The 14,467-nt window shown below is 66.8% G+C and carries 16 protein-coding genes; 7 read left to right on the top strand and 9 right to left on the bottom strand.

Features of this window, described 5'->3' with window-relative positions:
- Window positions 1–80 precede the first annotated feature (80 nt).
- Window positions 81–821 carry a tetratricopeptide repeat protein gene (locus tag BN984_RS07050; protein ID WP_008091141.1) on the top strand — a complete coding sequence of 247 codons (741 nt, stop codon included), beginning with the start codon at window positions 81–83 and terminating at the stop codon, window positions 819–821.
- 1 nt (window position 822) lies between these two features.
- Window positions 823–1,125 carry a DUF424 domain-containing protein gene (locus BN984_RS07045; RefSeq protein ID WP_008091140.1) on the top strand — a complete coding sequence of 101 codons (303 nt, stop codon included), beginning with the start codon at window positions 823–825 and terminating at the stop codon, window positions 1,123–1,125.
- 40 nt (window positions 1,126–1,165) lie between these two features.
- On the opposite strand, the gene BN984_RS07040 is transcribed toward BN984_RS07045, so the two are convergent.
- Window positions 1,166–2,212, bottom strand: coding sequence for a PAS domain-containing sensor histidine kinase (locus BN984_RS07040; protein WP_008091138.1), 1,047 nt, complete (start codon window positions 2,210–2,212; stop codon window positions 1,166–1,168).
- Window positions 2,213–2,397: 185 nt separating this feature from the next.
- Between BN984_RS07040 and sufS the strand changes: the two genes are divergently transcribed.
- From sufS to sufU, 3 genes are all read left to right on the top strand, one after another.
- Complete coding sequence (sufS, locus tag BN984_RS07035) at window positions 2,398–3,672, top strand: bifunctional cysteine desulfurase/selenocysteine lyase SufS (protein ID WP_008091136.1); 1,275 nt, start codon at window positions 2,398–2,400, stop codon at window positions 3,670–3,672.
- A gap of 73 nt (window positions 3,673–3,745) precedes the next feature.
- Window positions 3,746–4,333 carry a mechanosensitive ion channel domain-containing protein gene (locus tag BN984_RS07030; protein WP_004973938.1) on the top strand — a complete coding sequence of 196 codons (588 nt, stop codon included), beginning with the start codon at window positions 3,746–3,748 and terminating at the stop codon, window positions 4,331–4,333.
- Window positions 4,334–4,405: 72 nt separating this feature from the next.
- Complete coding sequence (gene sufU, locus BN984_RS07025) at window positions 4,406–4,834, top strand: Fe-S cluster assembly sulfur transfer protein SufU (protein WP_008091133.1); 429 nt, start codon at window positions 4,406–4,408, stop codon at window positions 4,832–4,834.
- 54 nt (window positions 4,835–4,888) lie between these two features.
- Here sufU and BN984_RS07020 read toward each other — a convergent pair whose 3' ends face one another.
- The 5 genes from BN984_RS07020 to htpX form a co-directional block, all read right to left on the bottom strand.
- The gene (locus tag BN984_RS07020; protein WP_008091132.1) at window positions 4,889–5,302 is read right to left on the bottom strand and encodes a DUF1641 domain-containing protein; all 414 of its coding nucleotides are present in this window, start codon (window positions 5,300–5,302) and stop codon (window positions 4,889–4,891) included.
- Window positions 5,303–5,312: 10 nt separating this feature from the next.
- On the bottom strand, window positions 5,313–6,458 hold the full coding sequence (locus BN984_RS07015) for an NAD(P)/FAD-dependent oxidoreductase (protein ID WP_049968590.1): 1,146 nt from the start codon (window positions 6,456–6,458) through the stop codon (window positions 5,313–5,315).
- A gap of 200 nt (window positions 6,459–6,658) precedes the next feature.
- On the bottom strand, window positions 6,659–7,690 hold the full coding sequence (radA, locus tag BN984_RS07010; protein WP_008091130.1) for a DNA repair and recombination protein RadA: 1,032 nt from the start codon (window positions 7,688–7,690) through the stop codon (window positions 6,659–6,661).
- Between the two features lie 261 nt (window positions 7,691–7,951).
- The gene (gene pspAB / locus BN984_RS07005) at window positions 7,952–8,557 is read right to left on the bottom strand and encodes a PspA-associated protein PspAB (RefSeq protein ID WP_008091129.1); all 606 of its coding nucleotides are present in this window, start codon (window positions 8,555–8,557) and stop codon (window positions 7,952–7,954) included.
- A 6-nt stretch (window positions 8,558–8,563) separates the two neighbouring features.
- Window positions 8,564–9,445 (bottom strand): zinc metalloprotease HtpX, encoded by an 882-nt coding sequence (gene htpX / locus BN984_RS07000; RefSeq protein ID WP_049967938.1) that lies wholly within the window; start codon window positions 9,443–9,445, stop codon window positions 8,564–8,566.
- A gap of 124 nt (window positions 9,446–9,569) precedes the next feature.
- On the opposite strand from htpX, the gene BN984_RS06995 reads away from it, so the two are divergent.
- Both BN984_RS06995 and BN984_RS06990 read left to right on the top strand, forming a co-directional pair.
- Window positions 9,570–10,208 (top strand): phosphoribosyltransferase, encoded by a 639-nt coding sequence (locus tag BN984_RS06995; protein WP_008091127.1) that lies wholly within the window; start codon window positions 9,570–9,572, stop codon window positions 10,206–10,208.
- Window positions 10,209–10,307: 99 nt separating this feature from the next.
- Window positions 10,308–11,438, top strand: a complete 1,131-nt coding sequence (locus tag BN984_RS06990; RefSeq protein WP_049913336.1) for a 60S ribosomal export protein NMD3 — start codon at window positions 10,308–10,310, stop codon at window positions 11,436–11,438.
- A 131-nt stretch (window positions 11,439–11,569) separates the two neighbouring features.
- On the opposite strand, the gene BN984_RS06985 is transcribed toward BN984_RS06990, so the two are convergent.
- From BN984_RS06985 to BN984_RS06975, 3 genes are all read right to left on the bottom strand, one after another.
- Window positions 11,570–11,764, bottom strand: coding sequence for a DUF7317 family protein (locus tag BN984_RS06985; RefSeq protein WP_008091125.1), 195 nt, complete (start codon window positions 11,762–11,764; stop codon window positions 11,570–11,572).
- Between the two features lie 405 nt (window positions 11,765–12,169).
- The gene (locus BN984_RS06980; RefSeq protein WP_049967937.1) at window positions 12,170–14,080 is read right to left on the bottom strand and encodes a helicase C-terminal domain-containing protein; all 1,911 of its coding nucleotides are present in this window, start codon (window positions 14,078–14,080) and stop codon (window positions 12,170–12,172) included.
- A gap of 81 nt (window positions 14,081–14,161) precedes the next feature.
- On the bottom strand, window positions 14,162–14,365 hold the full coding sequence (locus BN984_RS06975; protein WP_004045177.1) for a DUF7561 family protein: 204 nt from the start codon (window positions 14,363–14,365) through the stop codon (window positions 14,162–14,164).
- Window positions 14,366–14,467 lie beyond the last annotated feature (102 nt).

Below are 14,467 nucleotides of genomic sequence, written 5' to 3'. Positions count from 1 at the left end.
CGCCCGCGGGAGGCTAAAAAGCGGTCGGTGTCGTCCCGCTGACGTAGCGTTTAACCGCCGTGACGCCCAAGCGCGGCTATATGACCGACGACGGCAAGCGACCCCACCGCTTCTCGGAAGGGCAGGGGTTCGACGAGGACTACTCCGATTTCTCGCTCGACCCGCCCGAACTCTCGGTGGACCCGACGAAGGTCGACCCGGTCGACTCGCGCGTCCTGACCGACATCCTCGACCAGCGGAACATCGACCCCGAGAACGTCGACATCGAGAAACTGCTCGACGTGGCGCTCTCGTACATGCAGATAAACCGCTTCGAGGAGGCCACGGGGGCGTTCGAACGCGTCGCTCGGTACGCCGGCGACGACGACAACATCGCCCAGGAGGCGTGGGTCAACAAGGGCGCGGCGCACGGCCAACTCGAAGAGTGGGACGAGGCCATCGGCTCCTACCGAGAGGCGCTCAAACTCGACGACGACAGCGAGCACGCCGCGACGGCCCACACCAACCTCGCGTACGCGCTCTGGGAGGCCGGCCAGACGGCCGACGCGCTCGACCACGCGGAGCGCGCCGTCGAACTCGACCCGCGCTTCCCGCAGGCGTGGTACAACCGCGGCTTCTTCCTCCACGAGCGCGGCCTCAACGAGGACGCCGTCAACGCCTTCGACAACGCCATCCGCCTCGGGATGCGCACTCCGGGCGTCCACGAGGAGAAGGCGCGCGCGCTCGAAGAGCTCGGCCGCGACGAGGAAGCAGAACAGGCCCAGCAGCAGGCCGACGACCTCCGCGAGCAGGCAGAAGCGGAGCTCGTCGAGGAGTACTAGGATGCTCCTCCGCGAGCGGGAGACTCCCGAGGGGCTCCTCGTCTCGGTCTGCGACCCCGACTGCATCGGCGAGACCTACACCGACGACGGCGTCTCGCTGGACGTGACGGAGGACTTCTACGGCGGCGACGAGGCCGAGACCGCCGACGAAGACGCCGTCGTGGACAGCCTCACCCGCGCGACCGTCGCCAACATCGTCGGCGAGGAGTCCGTCTCGGTCGCCATCGACGCCGGCCTCGTGGACGAGGAGGCCGTCCTCGAAGTCGGCGGCACGCTCCACGCGCAACTGCTCTGGCTCCGCTGAGCCGCCGTCGAAAACCCAGTTTCTTCGGGGTTCCGGCCTGTTACGCCGGCCGCTCGACACCCGTAATCTCGAATCGAGCGCCGCCGCCCTCGGCCTCGGTGACGGCGACGTCCCAGTCGTGGGTGCGGACCGCCTGCGCGACGATTGACAGGCCGAGACCCGTCCCCTCCTCACCCGTGGAGTAACCGGCTTCGAACACCTCGTCGCGCGTCTCCGTGGGGATGCCGACGCCGTCGTCCTCGACGTAGAAGCCCGCTTCGGCCGCGTCGCCATCGAGGACGCCGACCGTCACGGTCAGGTCGTCGTCGCTCGCGCCGTGCTCGACCGAGTTCCGAAACAGGTTCTCGAACACGTGTCCCAGCAGGTTCGAGTCCGCCCGGAACTCGACGGAGTCGGCGACGACGAGCGTGGCCGTGCCGGTTTCGACGTGTTCCCACGCGGCCGCCGCGCGGGTTTCGAGGTCGACAGTCGACAGCCCTTCGACCGTGTCGTGGCGGGCCAACACCAGCGCGTCGGTGATGATGTCGTCCATCCGGTCGAGCGCGCCCGCGACGCGTTCGAGTCGGTCGGAGGCGGCCGTCTCGTCGAGGAGCGATTCGACGTACCCAGCCGCGACCGAAAGCGGGTTTCTGAGGTCGTGCGAGAGCATCCGGGCGAGGTTCTGGAGGCGTTCGGCCTTCTCTTCGGCCTCCAGTTCCGCGCGCTTTCGGTCGGTGATGTCGAGGTGCACAATCTGGACGTAGGTGTCGCCGTCGTCGACGAAGCGGGTCGCTCGCATCGTGAACCAGAGGCGCTCGTCGGGCGTTTCGCAGGGGTACTCGAAGGAGAACTCGTCTCTCTCGCCGTCGATGACGGCGCGGATACCCTGGCTGGCCGTCGTCGCGTCGTCGGTGGTGCTGAGGTCGCAGACCCCGAGGTAGTTCGTGCCGACCGAACTGCTGTCGCCCTGATAGTCGTGTTCGGTTCCGAACTCCCGCCACGCGCGGTTGGTGTAGAGGATGACGCCGTCCTCGTCCAGAATCGCGAGCTGCGTCGGAAGCGCGTCGAGGCTCGAAAACGCGAGCGAGGACGAGGTGGCGTTCGACATTGGTGGATGAACGGGCGTGAGCTACTTGATTCGTTTGGGCGAGTGAGCGACACGTCGCCACCGCATCGCGATTGCGTCACCGCCACCGGCCACAGTTGCCGGCTGACGAAACCGAAATCGGTTGCAGAGCCGCGTGCGGACCGAAGACGTGTTGTGCCTACGGCGGTAACTCACACCCAATGAGAGTGCAGGAGTCGTACCCCGTCGACGTCGACGCTATCCGCGCGGATTTCCCCATCCTCGAGCGGAAGGTCGGCGGCGACATCTCGACGCCGGGTGAACACGACGACGACGACACGCCGCTCGTCTATCTCGACAACGCCGCGACGAGCCACACGCCGGAGCAGGTCGTCGACGCCATCGTCGACTACTACCACGGCTACAACTCGAACGTCCACCGCGGCATCCACCACCTGAGTCAGGAGGCCTCCGTCGCCTACGAGAACGCCCACGACCGCGTCGCGGAGTTCATCGGCGCGTCCGGCGGCCGCGAGGAGGTCGTCTTCACGAAGAACACCACCGAGTCGATGAACCTCGTCGCCTACGCGTGGGGCCTCGACGAACTCGGGCCGGGCGACTCGGTCGTCATGACCGAGATGGAACACCACGCCTCGCTGGTCACGTGGCAGCAGATAGCCAAGAAGACCGGTGCCGAGGTGCGCTACATCCGCGTCGACGACGACGGCCGCCTCGACATGGAGCACGCGAAGGAACTCATCGACGACTCCACGAAGATGGTCTCGGTCGTCCACGTCTCGAACACCCTCGGAACCGTCAACCCGGTTTCCGAACTCGCGGACATGGCTCACGAGGTCGGTTCGTACATCTTCGTCGACGGTGCGCAGTCGGTCCCGACCCGCCCGGTCGACGTGGAGGACATCGACGCCGACTTCTTCGCCTTCTCGGGTCACAAGATGTGCGGCCCGACGGGCATCGGCGCGCTCTACGGCAAGCGCGACATCCTCGAGGAGATGCAGCCGTATCTCTACGGCGGCGAGATGATTCGGAGCGTCACCTACGAGGACTCCACGTGGGAGGACCTCCCGTGGAAGTTCGAGGCGGGCACGCCGCCCATCGCGCAGGGCGTCGGCTTCGCCGCGGCCGTGGACTACCTCGACGACATCGGCATGGAGAACGTCCAGGCCCACGAGGAACTGCTCGCGGAGTACGCCTACGACCAACTCAGCGAGTTCGACGATATCGAGATTTACGGCCCGCCGGGCGACGACCGCGGCGGCCTCGTCGCGTTCAACCTCGACAGCGTCCACGCCCACGACCTCTCGAGCATCCTCAACGAGCAGGGCGTCGCCATCCGCGCCGGAGACCACTGTACGCAGCCGCTCCACGACAAACTCGGGGTGGCGGCCTCGACGCGAGCGTCCTTCTACATCTATAACACGAGAGAGGAAGTCGACAAACTGGTCGACGCTATCGACGCCGCTCGCGAACTGTTCGCCTGAGTACCCGGTTTTTCGCGGTGTCGGAGCGCGACCGTCCCAATACATTTGTCCCGCTGACACGTCGTCGGAGCGTATGCTCCAATCGCTGACCGGCTTCCTCGTCGAGACGCTCCGCGAAACCGTCGCGGAGTTCGGGACCGCGGTGCAGGACGCCGCGCCGAAGGTGCTCACCGCGGTCGTCTTCCTCGCGCTCGCCTACGTCGGCATCAAGGCGATACTGTTCGTCGTCCGCGGCGTGCTCGACGGGCTGTACCCCGAAGAGCAGGACCTCGTGGTCGAACTCGGGGTCGCCGTCGCGGGCGTGTTCCTCTGGTTCGGCGCGGCGCTCGCGCTGTTGAACATCGTCGGGATGACGGAAATCGCGGCGAGCCTCGGTACCGCGACCGGCTTCATCGCGCTGGGCGTCTCCTACGCGCTGTCGAACATGATAGCCGACACGGTGGCGGGCGTCTACCTGCTTCGAGACCCCGATTTCAACCCCGGCGACCGCGTGAAATCGGACCCGGTGACGGGGACGGTCAGCTCCATCGAACTCCGCAAGACGCGCTTCGAGAACGACGAGGGCGACACCGTCGTCGTGGCGAATCGTGACGTCGAAAAGAAGTGGACGAAGTACGACGCGGAGGCGGCCGCGGACGCGTCGGCGGCGGGTCCGACGTAAGCGACGAATTCGGCCGATTCGCCGGCCCCGGAATCCTTTTACGGCGCTCGGGCGTAGCCCCGACGAACACCAATGGGCATTGGCTCAGACATGTATCGTCAGCAGATAATGGACCACTACAAGAACCCCCGGAACCACGGTCGGCTGGAGTCGCCGACGTTCACCCACACCGGGGAGAACCCCTCCTGCGGCGATACGATTACGATGGACGTGCAGCTCGCCGACGACGGCGAGACCATAGAGCGCGTCGCGTTCTCCGGCGATGGCTGCGCCATCAGTCAGGCGTCCGCGAGTATGCTCACCCAGCGACTGCCGGGCACGACGCTCTCGGAGCTGGAAGCGATGGACACCGACGACATCACCGAGATGCTCGGCGTCGACATCTCGCCGATGCGCATCAAGTGCGCCGTCCTCGCGCGACAGGTCGCACAGGACGGCGCGAAGATTCACGACGGCGAAATAGAAATCGAGCAGACGAAGACCGAAGGCGACGACGACTGAGCCGCCTCCCGCCAGCGGTGAATCGGCGACCCGCCGAACCGAGCGCGAGTCGAGCTATTCTTCGTCCGTCCCCGCGCCGAGCGCCGCCGCCAGCGCGACGAGGTAGCCGAGCCCCGCTTTGACCTCGGGGTCGCGGGTGGCCCGCAGAAGGCCGACCGCGCCCACGGGCGTCGCCTCCGCGTCCTCCGCGTCGCCGACGGCGCGAAGCAGGCGCTTCATTCCGGCGACGGTGTCGGGGTCGGAGGCGTCGTCGGCGACCTCGGCGAGGGAGGTCCCGGTCCGCGCGAGCGACCGCACCATCTCGTCGTCGAGCGCGCCGACGCCGAGTTCGAGCACGTCGATGAGGTCGTTGACGAGGCCGAGTCGCTCGACGAGGAGCGCGACCTCCTCCGGGTTGTTCTCGATGGCCCGCACGAGTTCGTCGGGCACCGTCTGTTCGGTCGCTGTGGTTGATTCGTGGTCCTGCATTGGTCTCACCTCAGAGCATCCCCCTGGCGGTCAGCCAGTACGATTCGTTGTACGCGTGTTTCGCCCAGTGGATGGGCTTCGACGGCTGGCGCATCGTCGCGGGCGTCTCGTAGTCGAACGAGACGGACGACGCCTCGTCGAGGCCGGTCTCGACGAAGCAGACGGTCTTGCCGTCGTACCGCTTCGTCGGCGTGCGACCCCGGACTTCCGCGGCGATTCGCTCCGCGACCGTGAACGCCTGGAAGTGCGCCGCACTCCCGGCTTTCGGGATGGGGAGCGCCGCCGTGTCGCCGATGGCGTACACGTCCTCGGCCGCGGTCGCGCGGAGGGTCCGCTGGTCGACGTCGACCCAGCCAGCGTCGCCGAGGCCGGAATCGATGATTAGCTCATCACCGCGGTGTGGCGGGATGCCGACGAGCAGGTCGTAGCCCACTTCCGCGCCGTTCTTCGCCGAGACGACCCGTGCGTCCGGGTCGACGGCGTCGACGACGAAGTCGGTCTCGACGCGGACGCCCCGCTCGGCCAGAATGGGGTCGGCCCACTCGGCGACCTCGGGCTTCCCGTGGCTCCGCGCCATCGGGTACGTGTAGACGAGGTCGGTGTCCTCGCGCAGTCCCCGGCTCCGGAGCCAGTCGTCCACGATGAACGTGAATTCGAGCGGCGCGGCCGGACACATGTGGGGCGTCCCGACGACGCTCAAGACGAGGCGGCCGCCGTCGAACTCGGCGAGGGCGTCGCGGAGCCGTTCGGCCCCCTCGGCGCTGTAGAAGTGGTGTGCGCCCTCCCGAAAGCCGGGGACTGCGTCCGGGTCGAGCTTCGCGCCGGTCGCGAGGACGAGCGTGTCGTAGTCGAGCACCTCGTCGCCGTCCTGACAGTAGAGGCGGTTTTCGTCGGTGTCGACCCGGCGAACGCGGTTGGTGACGATGTTCACCCGCTCGTCGACGAGGTCCCGCAGGTCGCGAACGCCGTCCTCCGGTTCCGCGGCTCCGAACGGGACGTACAAGAACACCGGCTTGTAGACGTGTTTCGTGTCGTCGGAGACGAGCGATACCTCCACGTCGCCGTCGTCTATCTCCGACGCGAGTTCCTCGGCGAGACGGTTCGAAACCACCGTCCCACCCGTGCCACCGCCAACGACTACGATTCGGTTCGTCATGGAGTTCACCTACCTAAACGGTGGGGCGCCGACGGGATAGTATTGCGAGCTGTTTCCAACATTGTGGGAACCGAGGGACGGCGCGGCCGCTCGGGGCGGTGAGGAGGCAGGAGAGTGTGGTGAAAACGGAGAGCGTGTGGGGAACGGGGTTCGTGGAGTCGTGTAACGTCGCCCGGCTAACTTCGCGGGCTAACGTCGGCTTACTCGGGCTTGAGACCGGCGTCCTGCACGCGCATGATGGCCTCGCCGTCGGCGAGGTTCGGCGCGTCCACGAGGCGGACGATACGCTTGTCGCCCTTGGACTTGCGGAGGTAGATACGGAACGTCGAGGTGTGACCGAGGATGTTGCCACCGATGGGCTGAGTCGGGTCGCCGAAGTAGGAGTCGGGGTTCGACGCGACCTGGTTGGTGACGAGAATGCCCGTGTTGAACAGGTCGCCGATGCGCATCAGGTCGTGGAGGTGCTTGTTGAGCTTCTGCTGGCGCTCCGCGAGTTCGCCGCGGCCGACGTACTCGGCGCGGAAGTGAGCGGTGAGCGAGTCGACACAGAGGAGGCGCACCGGCCACTCGGTGTCCTCGTGCTCGCCGGCGAGCTCCTTGGCCTTCTCGGCGAGGAGAATCTGGTGGTTGGAGTTGAACGCCTTCGCAACGTGAATCTTGTCGAGGAAGTCGTCGACGAGCGCCTTCATGGTCTCCTCGTCGTCGATGGAGCCCTCCATCTCGCGGTCCTCGAGCGTCGCTTCGAGCGCCTCGTCTTCGAGGCCGCGGACCATGTCGTCGATACGTTCGGGGCGGAACGTGTCCTCGGAGTCGATGAAGATACAGCCGCCACCGAGGCCGCCGAGTTCCGGCGGGAGCTGGACGTTGACCGCGAGCTGGTGGGTGATCTGGGACTTCCCGGCACCGAACTCGCCGTACACCTCGGTGATGGACTGCGTTTCGAGGCCGCCGCCGAGGAGTTCGTCCACCTCGTCGATCTGCCAGCTCAGCTTGCCGATCTGCTGGCGTCGTTCGAGGACCATCGAGCCGGTCTCGAAGCCGCCCACGTCGGCCGCGTCGCGGGCCGCGTTGATGATGTCGGAGGCCGTGCTGGAGCCGATATCGGCCTTGTTCGACAGTTCGCCGGGGCTGGCGACCGCGATGGACTGGTAGGTGTCGTAGCCGGTATCTGTGAGTTTGTCGGCCGTCGCGGGGCCGACGCCGGGGAGACTTTCGAGGTCGTCTTCTGCCATACCCAGTCGTTCCGCCTATACCCTCATAAACCCTCGTTAACAGCAGGGTGAAAGTGAAATCGAGGGGCGTGGTGGGGTCGGTAGTCGGGCGGTTGCGGAGGTTCAAGGGCGATGTCGCGGAGGCGGAGACGAACGGACGAGAGACTGGAAGGGTTCCGAAGTCGACTGAGAGTACGGGCTCGTACGGAGGTAGAACCAGAACCGAATCGAAAGAGTGGGTCGGGAGTGTGTCGGGAGCGAGTCAGGAGCGCGAGTTCGTGGTCACTCCCACGGGTGGCCGTTCCGCGTCGACGGCCACAGCGGGTACCAGTAGCTCTCGTCGTCCTCTATCGTCAGTTCGCCGTCGAGGACCGATTCGAGCTTGAACTCCAGACTCTGGTTCCGCGTCGAGGTGCCCTGCGGGGCGAAGGGGTAGTACGCCCCGCGGCGGAACGAGTAAATCCAGTAGGCCCGGTCGCCGTCGCGCTCGAAGCCGAACAGGGCGGCGAGCAGGCGCGACCCGTAGCCGCGCTCGATGAACTCGTCGGCGGCGAAGTGGACGCTCGTCACGAGGTCCTCGGGGTCGTCGTCGGCGAGGACGACCCAGTTGTAGCCGTGGCCGTCGGTGTGGCGGCGGAACTCGGTGCCGGTCTCTTCGCCCCCGGCGGTGAGGATGTCCTCCACGGCGTCGACGGTGTCGGCGAAGTCGGTGCTATCGACGGAAGAGAAACACAGCGCCGCCTCGTCGGCCGAGTCGAACCGGAGGTCCGCCTCCATCGTCAGGTAGGCGGTGCTCATCCCGAAGAGGTCCTCGGGGTCCGCTTTGGTGGTCGCATCGGACTCGGCGCTGATGCCGAGCATGGCGCGGAATGAATCGAACAGTCCCATCGGCGCTTAGACGGTCTCCATCTCGCGCTCCATGTCGCGGAGGCGCTCGACGCGGTTCTCGGTGGAGGGATGCGTGCTGAACAGGCGACCGATGAAGTCCGACTTGATGGGGATGATGAAGAACGCGTTCATCTCCGAGGTGTCGCGCATGTCGCGCTTCGGGACGCTGTCCATCCGGCCCGAAATCTTGAGCAGCGCGGACGCCAGCGCCGAGGGGCGGCCGGTGATGACGGCGGCCCCGCGGTCGGCGGCGTACTCGCGGTACCGCGAGAGCGCCCGAATCAGGAGGTACGAGATTATCCAGACGGCGAGCGACGCGAGGATGGCGACGATGACCGGGGCGTTCTGTCGGTTGTCGTCGCCGCCGAAGAACCAGCCCCAGCGGACGATGAGGAAGGCGATGCTGGAGAGGAACGACGCGATGGTCATGACCATCACGTCGCGGTTCTTCACGTGCGCGAGTTCGTGGGCGATGACGCCCTCTAACTCGTCGTCGTCGAGGGTGTCCATCAGGCCGGTCGTCACGCAGACGGCCGAGCTCTTCTGGGAGCGCCCCGTCGCGAAGGCGTTCGGGACGCGCGTGTCTGCGATGGCGACCTTCGGCTTCGGGAGGTCCGCCTGCTGAGAGAGGCGACCGACCATCGCGTGGAGCTTCCGCGCCTGCGGGCCGTCGTCCTCGTCGACGACGCTCGCGCCCATGCTGTACAGCGCGATTTTGTCGCTGAAGAAGAACTGCGCGAAGAGGAAGACGCCCATGAACCCGGCCATGACGGCGAGGTTCTGGAAGTAGGCGAACAACACCCCCGCGAAGACGATGTAGAGGGCGAACAGGAGGAACATCGTGAGCGCCATCCGCCCGCGAAGTCCCCAGTCCGGTTTCCAGTTCATACCACGTGATTAGTAATCCGGCTAATAAACGCTGTTGGAGTGCGAAGGTGTCGCACGCGAGCGCCCGGGTCGTGAAGAATCGGGACATATCGTTTTGCCGCGGGAGCGCGTAGTCCCGGGTGACATGTTCGCCGATAGGGAAGACGCGGGCCGCCGACTTGCGGACCTGCTCGACGAGCGAGAAGAGGCGGCTGACCTCGTGTTGGCCATCCCGCGGGGCGGGCTCCCCGTCGGCAGGGAGGTCGCAGACCGCCTCAGAGTGCCGCTCGACGTGGTGGTCGCGTCCAAGGTCGGCGCGCCCGACAACCCCGAACTCGCCGTGGGGGCGGTCGCAGGCGACGGGAGCGCGTGGTGGAACGACGACCTGCTCTCGTATCTCGACGTGGGCGACGACTACCTCGACCGCGAGCGCGAGCGCGAGGCCGGAGCGGCCAGAGAGAAGGTGTCGCTGTACCGCGGCGGCGACCCGCTTCCCGACGTGGCCAGAAAGCGCGTCGTCGTCGTCGACGACGGCGTCGCCACGGGCGCGACCGCCCGAGCGTGCCTGCGGCAGGTCGTCGCCGGCGGCGCGGAGCGCGTCGTCCTCGCGGTTCCGGTCGGGCCCCCGCACACCCTCTCGGACCTCGAAGCCGAGTGCGACGCGGTCGTCGCAGTCGAGTCGCCGGAGGCGTTCGGGGCCGTCGGCGCGTTCTACCGTGACTTCGCGCAGGTCTCCGACGAGGAGGCCGCGTCGTACCTCCGCGACGGGGCGGACGGGGACTGAGACGGCTCACGGCTGCCGAGGCACATATCGACGACAGCCGGGAGTCACCGGCGCGGCCGTGACGCCGAACTTAAGCGGTCGAACGGACTAGAGCCGTCAATGAGCGAATCCCGCGACTTCTGCCCTCGGTGCGGTGACCCGGTTCCGGAGCGACCGGAACCGCTCCCCGGGATGCCGCGCGAGCGCGACGACGTGCTCTGCGACTCGTGTTACTTCGAGGACTTCGACCTCGTGGACGCACCCGACGAGGTGCAGGTCCGCGTCTGCGCGCAGTGCGGCGCGATTCACCGGGGCAACCGGTGGGTCGACGTCGGCGCGCGAGACTACACCGACATCGCCATCGAGGAGGTGTCGAACTCGCTCGGCGTCCACCTCAACGCCGAGGAGGTCCGCTGGGGCGTCGAACCCGAGCAGATCGACGAGAACAACATCCGGATGCACTGCCACTTCTCGGGCGTCGTCCGCGGCACGCCGCTGGAGGAGTCCGTCGTCGTCCCGGTGAGCATCGCTCGCGAGACGTGCCAGCGCTGTGGCCGCATCGCCGGCGGCTACTTCGCCAGCCTCGTGCAGGTCCGCGCCGACGACCGCACGCCGACGACGGACGAGGCCGAGACGGCCATCGAAATCGCCGAGTCCTACATCGCGGAGCGCGAGGAGAAAGGCGACCGAGACGCGTTCATCTCGAGTATCAAACGGACGCCCAACGGCCCGAACATCAAGATTTCGACCAACAAGATGGGAAGCGGTGTCGCCAAGCAGATTCGCGAGCGCTTCGGCGGCACCATCGAGGAGCACCCGACGCTCGTCACGGAGGACGGCGACGGCAACGAGGTCTACCGCGTCACGTTCGTCGCCCGCCTGCCGCGGTTCACCGCCGGCGACGTCATCGACCCCGAAGACGGCGACGGGCCGGTCCTCGTGCGGAGCAACCGCGGTCGGCTCAAGGGGACGCGTCTCACCTCGGGCGACCCCTACGAGTCGGAGTTCGAGGAGGGCGAGCGGCCCGAAGCCGAGGACCTCGGCTCCGTCGAGGATGCGGCGGAGACCACCGTCGTCACCGTCGAGGACGAACACGCCGTGCAGGTGCTCGACCCCGAGACGTACGAGGCGAAGACTATCCCTCGGCCGGACTACTTCGACGCCGACGCCGCGATGGTGCCGGTCCTCAAGAGCCAGTCGGGACTGCACATCCTCCCGGACGAGGCCGTCGACGACGAGGACGAGGAGTAAGCAGACCGCAGCGAAGAGAGACGGAACGCGGTGGCGACGGCGTTTGCGTTTTTACGAATCGTCGGCGACCGGCAATTGAACACCAAAAGCGGTCGCTCAGGAACGGGAGATAATCGAACGACGGAGCAGAATCAGTCGGCGCTGGCCGGCCGGTCCGTCGAGAGGGACGCGGCCGGAGCGTCGTCTTCGTGCACGGGCACACCGTGGCGCTGGAGAGCGAGGAGCAGGTCGTCCTCGGAGTAGCCGGAGCGGGCGGCCGCCTGCGAGAGTGTGAGCGTCCCACTACGATACAGTGTCATCGCCGTGGCGAGTGCGTTGGTGTGCATGGCCGATACTCCATCATTCAATGGCATTGGTGTTAACTATTTCGTGAGAAAGCGTGTCAAAGACAAAGTTAGGAGAACTATAGCTTTACAAACTTCACCCTATCTCCGCATCTCGTTCGCCAAACGGCCAAACACATTAACAATCATTGAGGAAATGTGTCGGAGGCGGCGACTCTCTTGGACACTATGGCGATTTTTGCCGTTCGAACGGGACGAGATGACATGACACCGCCGAGATGGCGCAGTCTCGGGAGACGATGTTATCACTCGTGCGAACCGGTGCAGAAGCGTTAATTATCGGCCACCCAACCCACAGCCATGGACCGACAGCAGGTTATCGCGCTGACGCTCGTCGCGCTCATGATTGGGTCGGCGCTGCTCTCTGGGGCTAGCCTCTTCCTGTAATCACTCGCCCCACACGTCGGAAAGCGGGTGGTTGCTCCGGCCGCCGTCGTCCGAACCGCCGGACGAGCCACCGCTCTTGCGACCGCCGGAACCGCCGGACGACGTGCCGCCGGAACCGCCCGCTTGACTCCCCGAAGAACCCGACCCGCGAGTCGAACCGCCCCGCGAGCCAGCGCTACCACCTGACGCTCCGGACGACCGACTCGTCGAGCCGCCGAGATTCGCGGTCCCACCGAGCGCGTTGCCCGCGTTGCCCCCGCGGCCGCCCGCCGCGACGGGGTCGAACTCCGGGAGGTCGGGTTTCGTCATCCGGTCGACCTGCGCCGCGAACCAGTCGGGCATGTCGGTCCGCGTCTTGTCGAACAGTTGGAGCAGGCTGCTGTCGGCGACGTAGGTGTCGCCGTAGTCGTCGGGCGCGCGCACGACCCGGCCGCACGCCTGAATCACGGTCCGGAGGGCGGCGCGGCGGTACCACGCCCACTGGCCGTCTTCGAGGCGGCGGGCGACTCTGGAGTCGTTTGTGTTGAGGTAGGGCGCTTTGCAGAGCACCTGCCAGCGACAGAGGTCGCCTTTCAGGTCCAGCGCCTCCTCCATCTTCACGGAGAGGAACACCTCCGGTCGGTCGGTCGCCTTCCACGTCTCCAGTTCCACGTTTCGGTCGTCGCGGTCGTGGCCGCGGACGCGGTTGCCGAGGCCCATCTCGGCGAGGCGGCGGCGAAGCTCCGCCTGAATCGCGTAGGAGTGACAGTGAATCAGGCCCTTCTCGTCGGGGTGTTTCGCCATCAGGCGGACGGCGAGGCGAGCGATTTTCGGCAGCGTCTCGTCGCGGTGCTCGTAGGTCATCTTCCCCTGCGTCACGTCGTACAGCGGTCGGTTCTCGACGGGGAAGGTGTGTTCCACGTCCACGAGCGCGACCTTCGAGGGGTCGAGGCCGACAGAGCGGCAGAACGCCGCCTTGTTCAGGATGGTCGCCGACAGGAGCGCGAACTTATTCCCGCGGTCCCAGACGGTGTGCTGGAGGTACTTCGCGGGGTCGAGCGGCTTGATGGCGATGGGCGACCCCTCGCCGTCGTGCTGGTCGACGACCCACGTCGTCGGGCTCTGGGGGTCGCGGTAGTCCTCGACGAACCACTTCAGTTCGCCGATGAGTTCCTGTAGGCGGTCGCGGCGGGCGGCCTCCTCGGGCGTCAGTTCGGACTGCGTGAGCAGTTCGTCTTTCTCGCGCTTGCAGACGCCGACGAGCGTCTCCGCGAAGCGCGAGGCGCGCTCGACGGGGTCGCCCGCGGCCGCGACGTCCGGCACGCCGATGTCGTCCCACACCGGGACGGTCCGGGGTTTCAGGTCGATGGTCGCGTACATCTCGGCCCATTCGGCCAGCCCGTGGGCCTCGTCGACGACGACCACGTCGCGCTTTCTGAATACGTCGGAGCCGGCGGTCTGCATGAAGTACGCGAGCGTCATCGCCGCGATTTGGCGGTTCGAGGCGATGGCGCGGTCGGAGAAGTACGGACAGCGGTGCCGGACCGAGCAGTCGAAGCCGCGCTTGCGGGCGCAGGGAGCGCGGTCGACCGGGGTGTCTTCCTCGCCGCGGATGATGCAGTTGTAGTTGGACTTGCCGCGGATTATCTTGAGGTCCGAAAGCAGGTCGTCCTCGGCCACGTCGTCGAGTTGCGACACCTGCGGGGTCGTGTAGTAGGCGTCAGTCGCCTGCGCGGGCGAGGTCTCGTCCACGGTCGCCGCCGAGCCCGCGATGGCGCGGGCGAGCAGCGACTTGCCGCTCCCGGTCGGCGCGCGGACCAAGACCACGTCGTTGCCGTCGGCGAAGGCGTCCCGGATGTCGCGCAGGGCCTGCTCCTGCGCGCCGCGGAAACTGGGGGCCGGAAACGAGTCGATGATGCGCGACGGATCCACGGTTGGTGGAGTCTTCGGACGGGCCTAAATCCACCGCTCCGGGGTGCGGTCGTGGCGTCGATAAACCGGTAGAATTCGGGTCTAAAGCGCCGCGACGTCCTCAGCGGTCGGTTCGCGGTCGCCCGGCAGTCGCTCCATGCAGTCGAAACAGAGGAAGTGCTCGGAGCCGTCGACGAGTTCCAGCGTCATTCCCCCGGACGAGGAGGTGGGGAAGTTCCAGAGGTCGCCGATGCCGCCGGCGATGCGGACGCCCTTCCCGCAGGCGTCGCACGGTTCGGAGGTCATGGAAGAACCGAGGGCCCGAGGCGGCAAAAGCGCCCCGCCGCGACGCCGGGCGCGTAATCGGCCGACACGACCGACCCGCCGGGAGCTTCTTGTCGGCTGGCG

The organism is Haloferax prahovense (assembly GCF_000723845.1).
Classification (GTDB): Archaea; Halobacteriota; Halobacteria; order Halobacteriales; family Haloferacaceae; genus Haloferax; species Haloferax prahovense.
Note: the sequence above shows the minus strand (reverse complement) of the source record. Positions and strands in the feature narration are given on the sequence as shown.

Coding starts and splice junctions, on each gene's coding strand:
- BN984_RS06975 (WP_004045177.1), bottom strand. CDS start 14,365: ATGACCTCCGAACCGTGCGACGCCTGCGGGAAGGGCGTCCGCATCGCC.
- BN984_RS07015 (WP_049968590.1), bottom strand. CDS start 6,458: ATGACGAACCGAATCGTAGTCGTTGGCGGTGGCACGGGTGGGACGGTG.
- BN984_RS07030 (WP_004973938.1), top strand. CDS start 3,746: ATGCTCCAATCGCTGACCGGCTTCCTCGTCGAGACGCTCCGCGAAACC.
- BN984_RS07040 (WP_008091138.1), bottom strand. CDS start 2,212: ATGTCGAACGCCACCTCGTCCTCGCTCGCGTTTTCGAGCCTCGACGCG.
- htpX (WP_049967938.1), bottom strand. CDS start 9,445: ATGAACTGGAAACCGGACTGGGGACTTCGCGGGCGGATGGCGCTCACG.
- BN984_RS06985 (WP_008091125.1), bottom strand. CDS start 11,764: ATGCACACCAACGCACTCGCCACGGCGATGACACTGTATCGTAGTGGG.
- radA (WP_008091130.1), bottom strand. CDS start 7,690: ATGGCAGAAGACGACCTCGAAAGTCTCCCCGGCGTCGGCCCCGCGACG.
- sufU (WP_008091133.1), top strand. CDS start 4,406: ATGGGCATTGGCTCAGACATGTATCGTCAGCAGATAATGGACCACTAC.
- pspAB (WP_008091129.1), bottom strand. CDS start 8,557: ATGGGACTGTTCGATTCATTCCGCGCCATGCTCGGCATCAGCGCCGAG.
- BN984_RS07045 (WP_008091140.1), top strand. CDS start 823: ATGCTCCTCCGCGAGCGGGAGACTCCCGAGGGGCTCCTCGTCTCGGTC.
- BN984_RS07020 (WP_008091132.1), bottom strand. CDS start 5,302: ATGCAGGACCACGAATCAACCACAGCGACCGAACAGACGGTGCCCGAC.
- BN984_RS06990 (WP_049913336.1), top strand. CDS start 10,308: ATGAGCGAATCCCGCGACTTCTGCCCTCGGTGCGGTGACCCGGTTCCG.
- BN984_RS06995 (WP_008091127.1), top strand. CDS start 9,570: ATGTTCGCCGATAGGGAAGACGCGGGCCGCCGACTTGCGGACCTGCTC.
- BN984_RS07050 (WP_008091141.1), top strand. CDS start 81: ATGACCGACGACGGCAAGCGACCCCACCGCTTCTCGGAAGGGCAGGGG.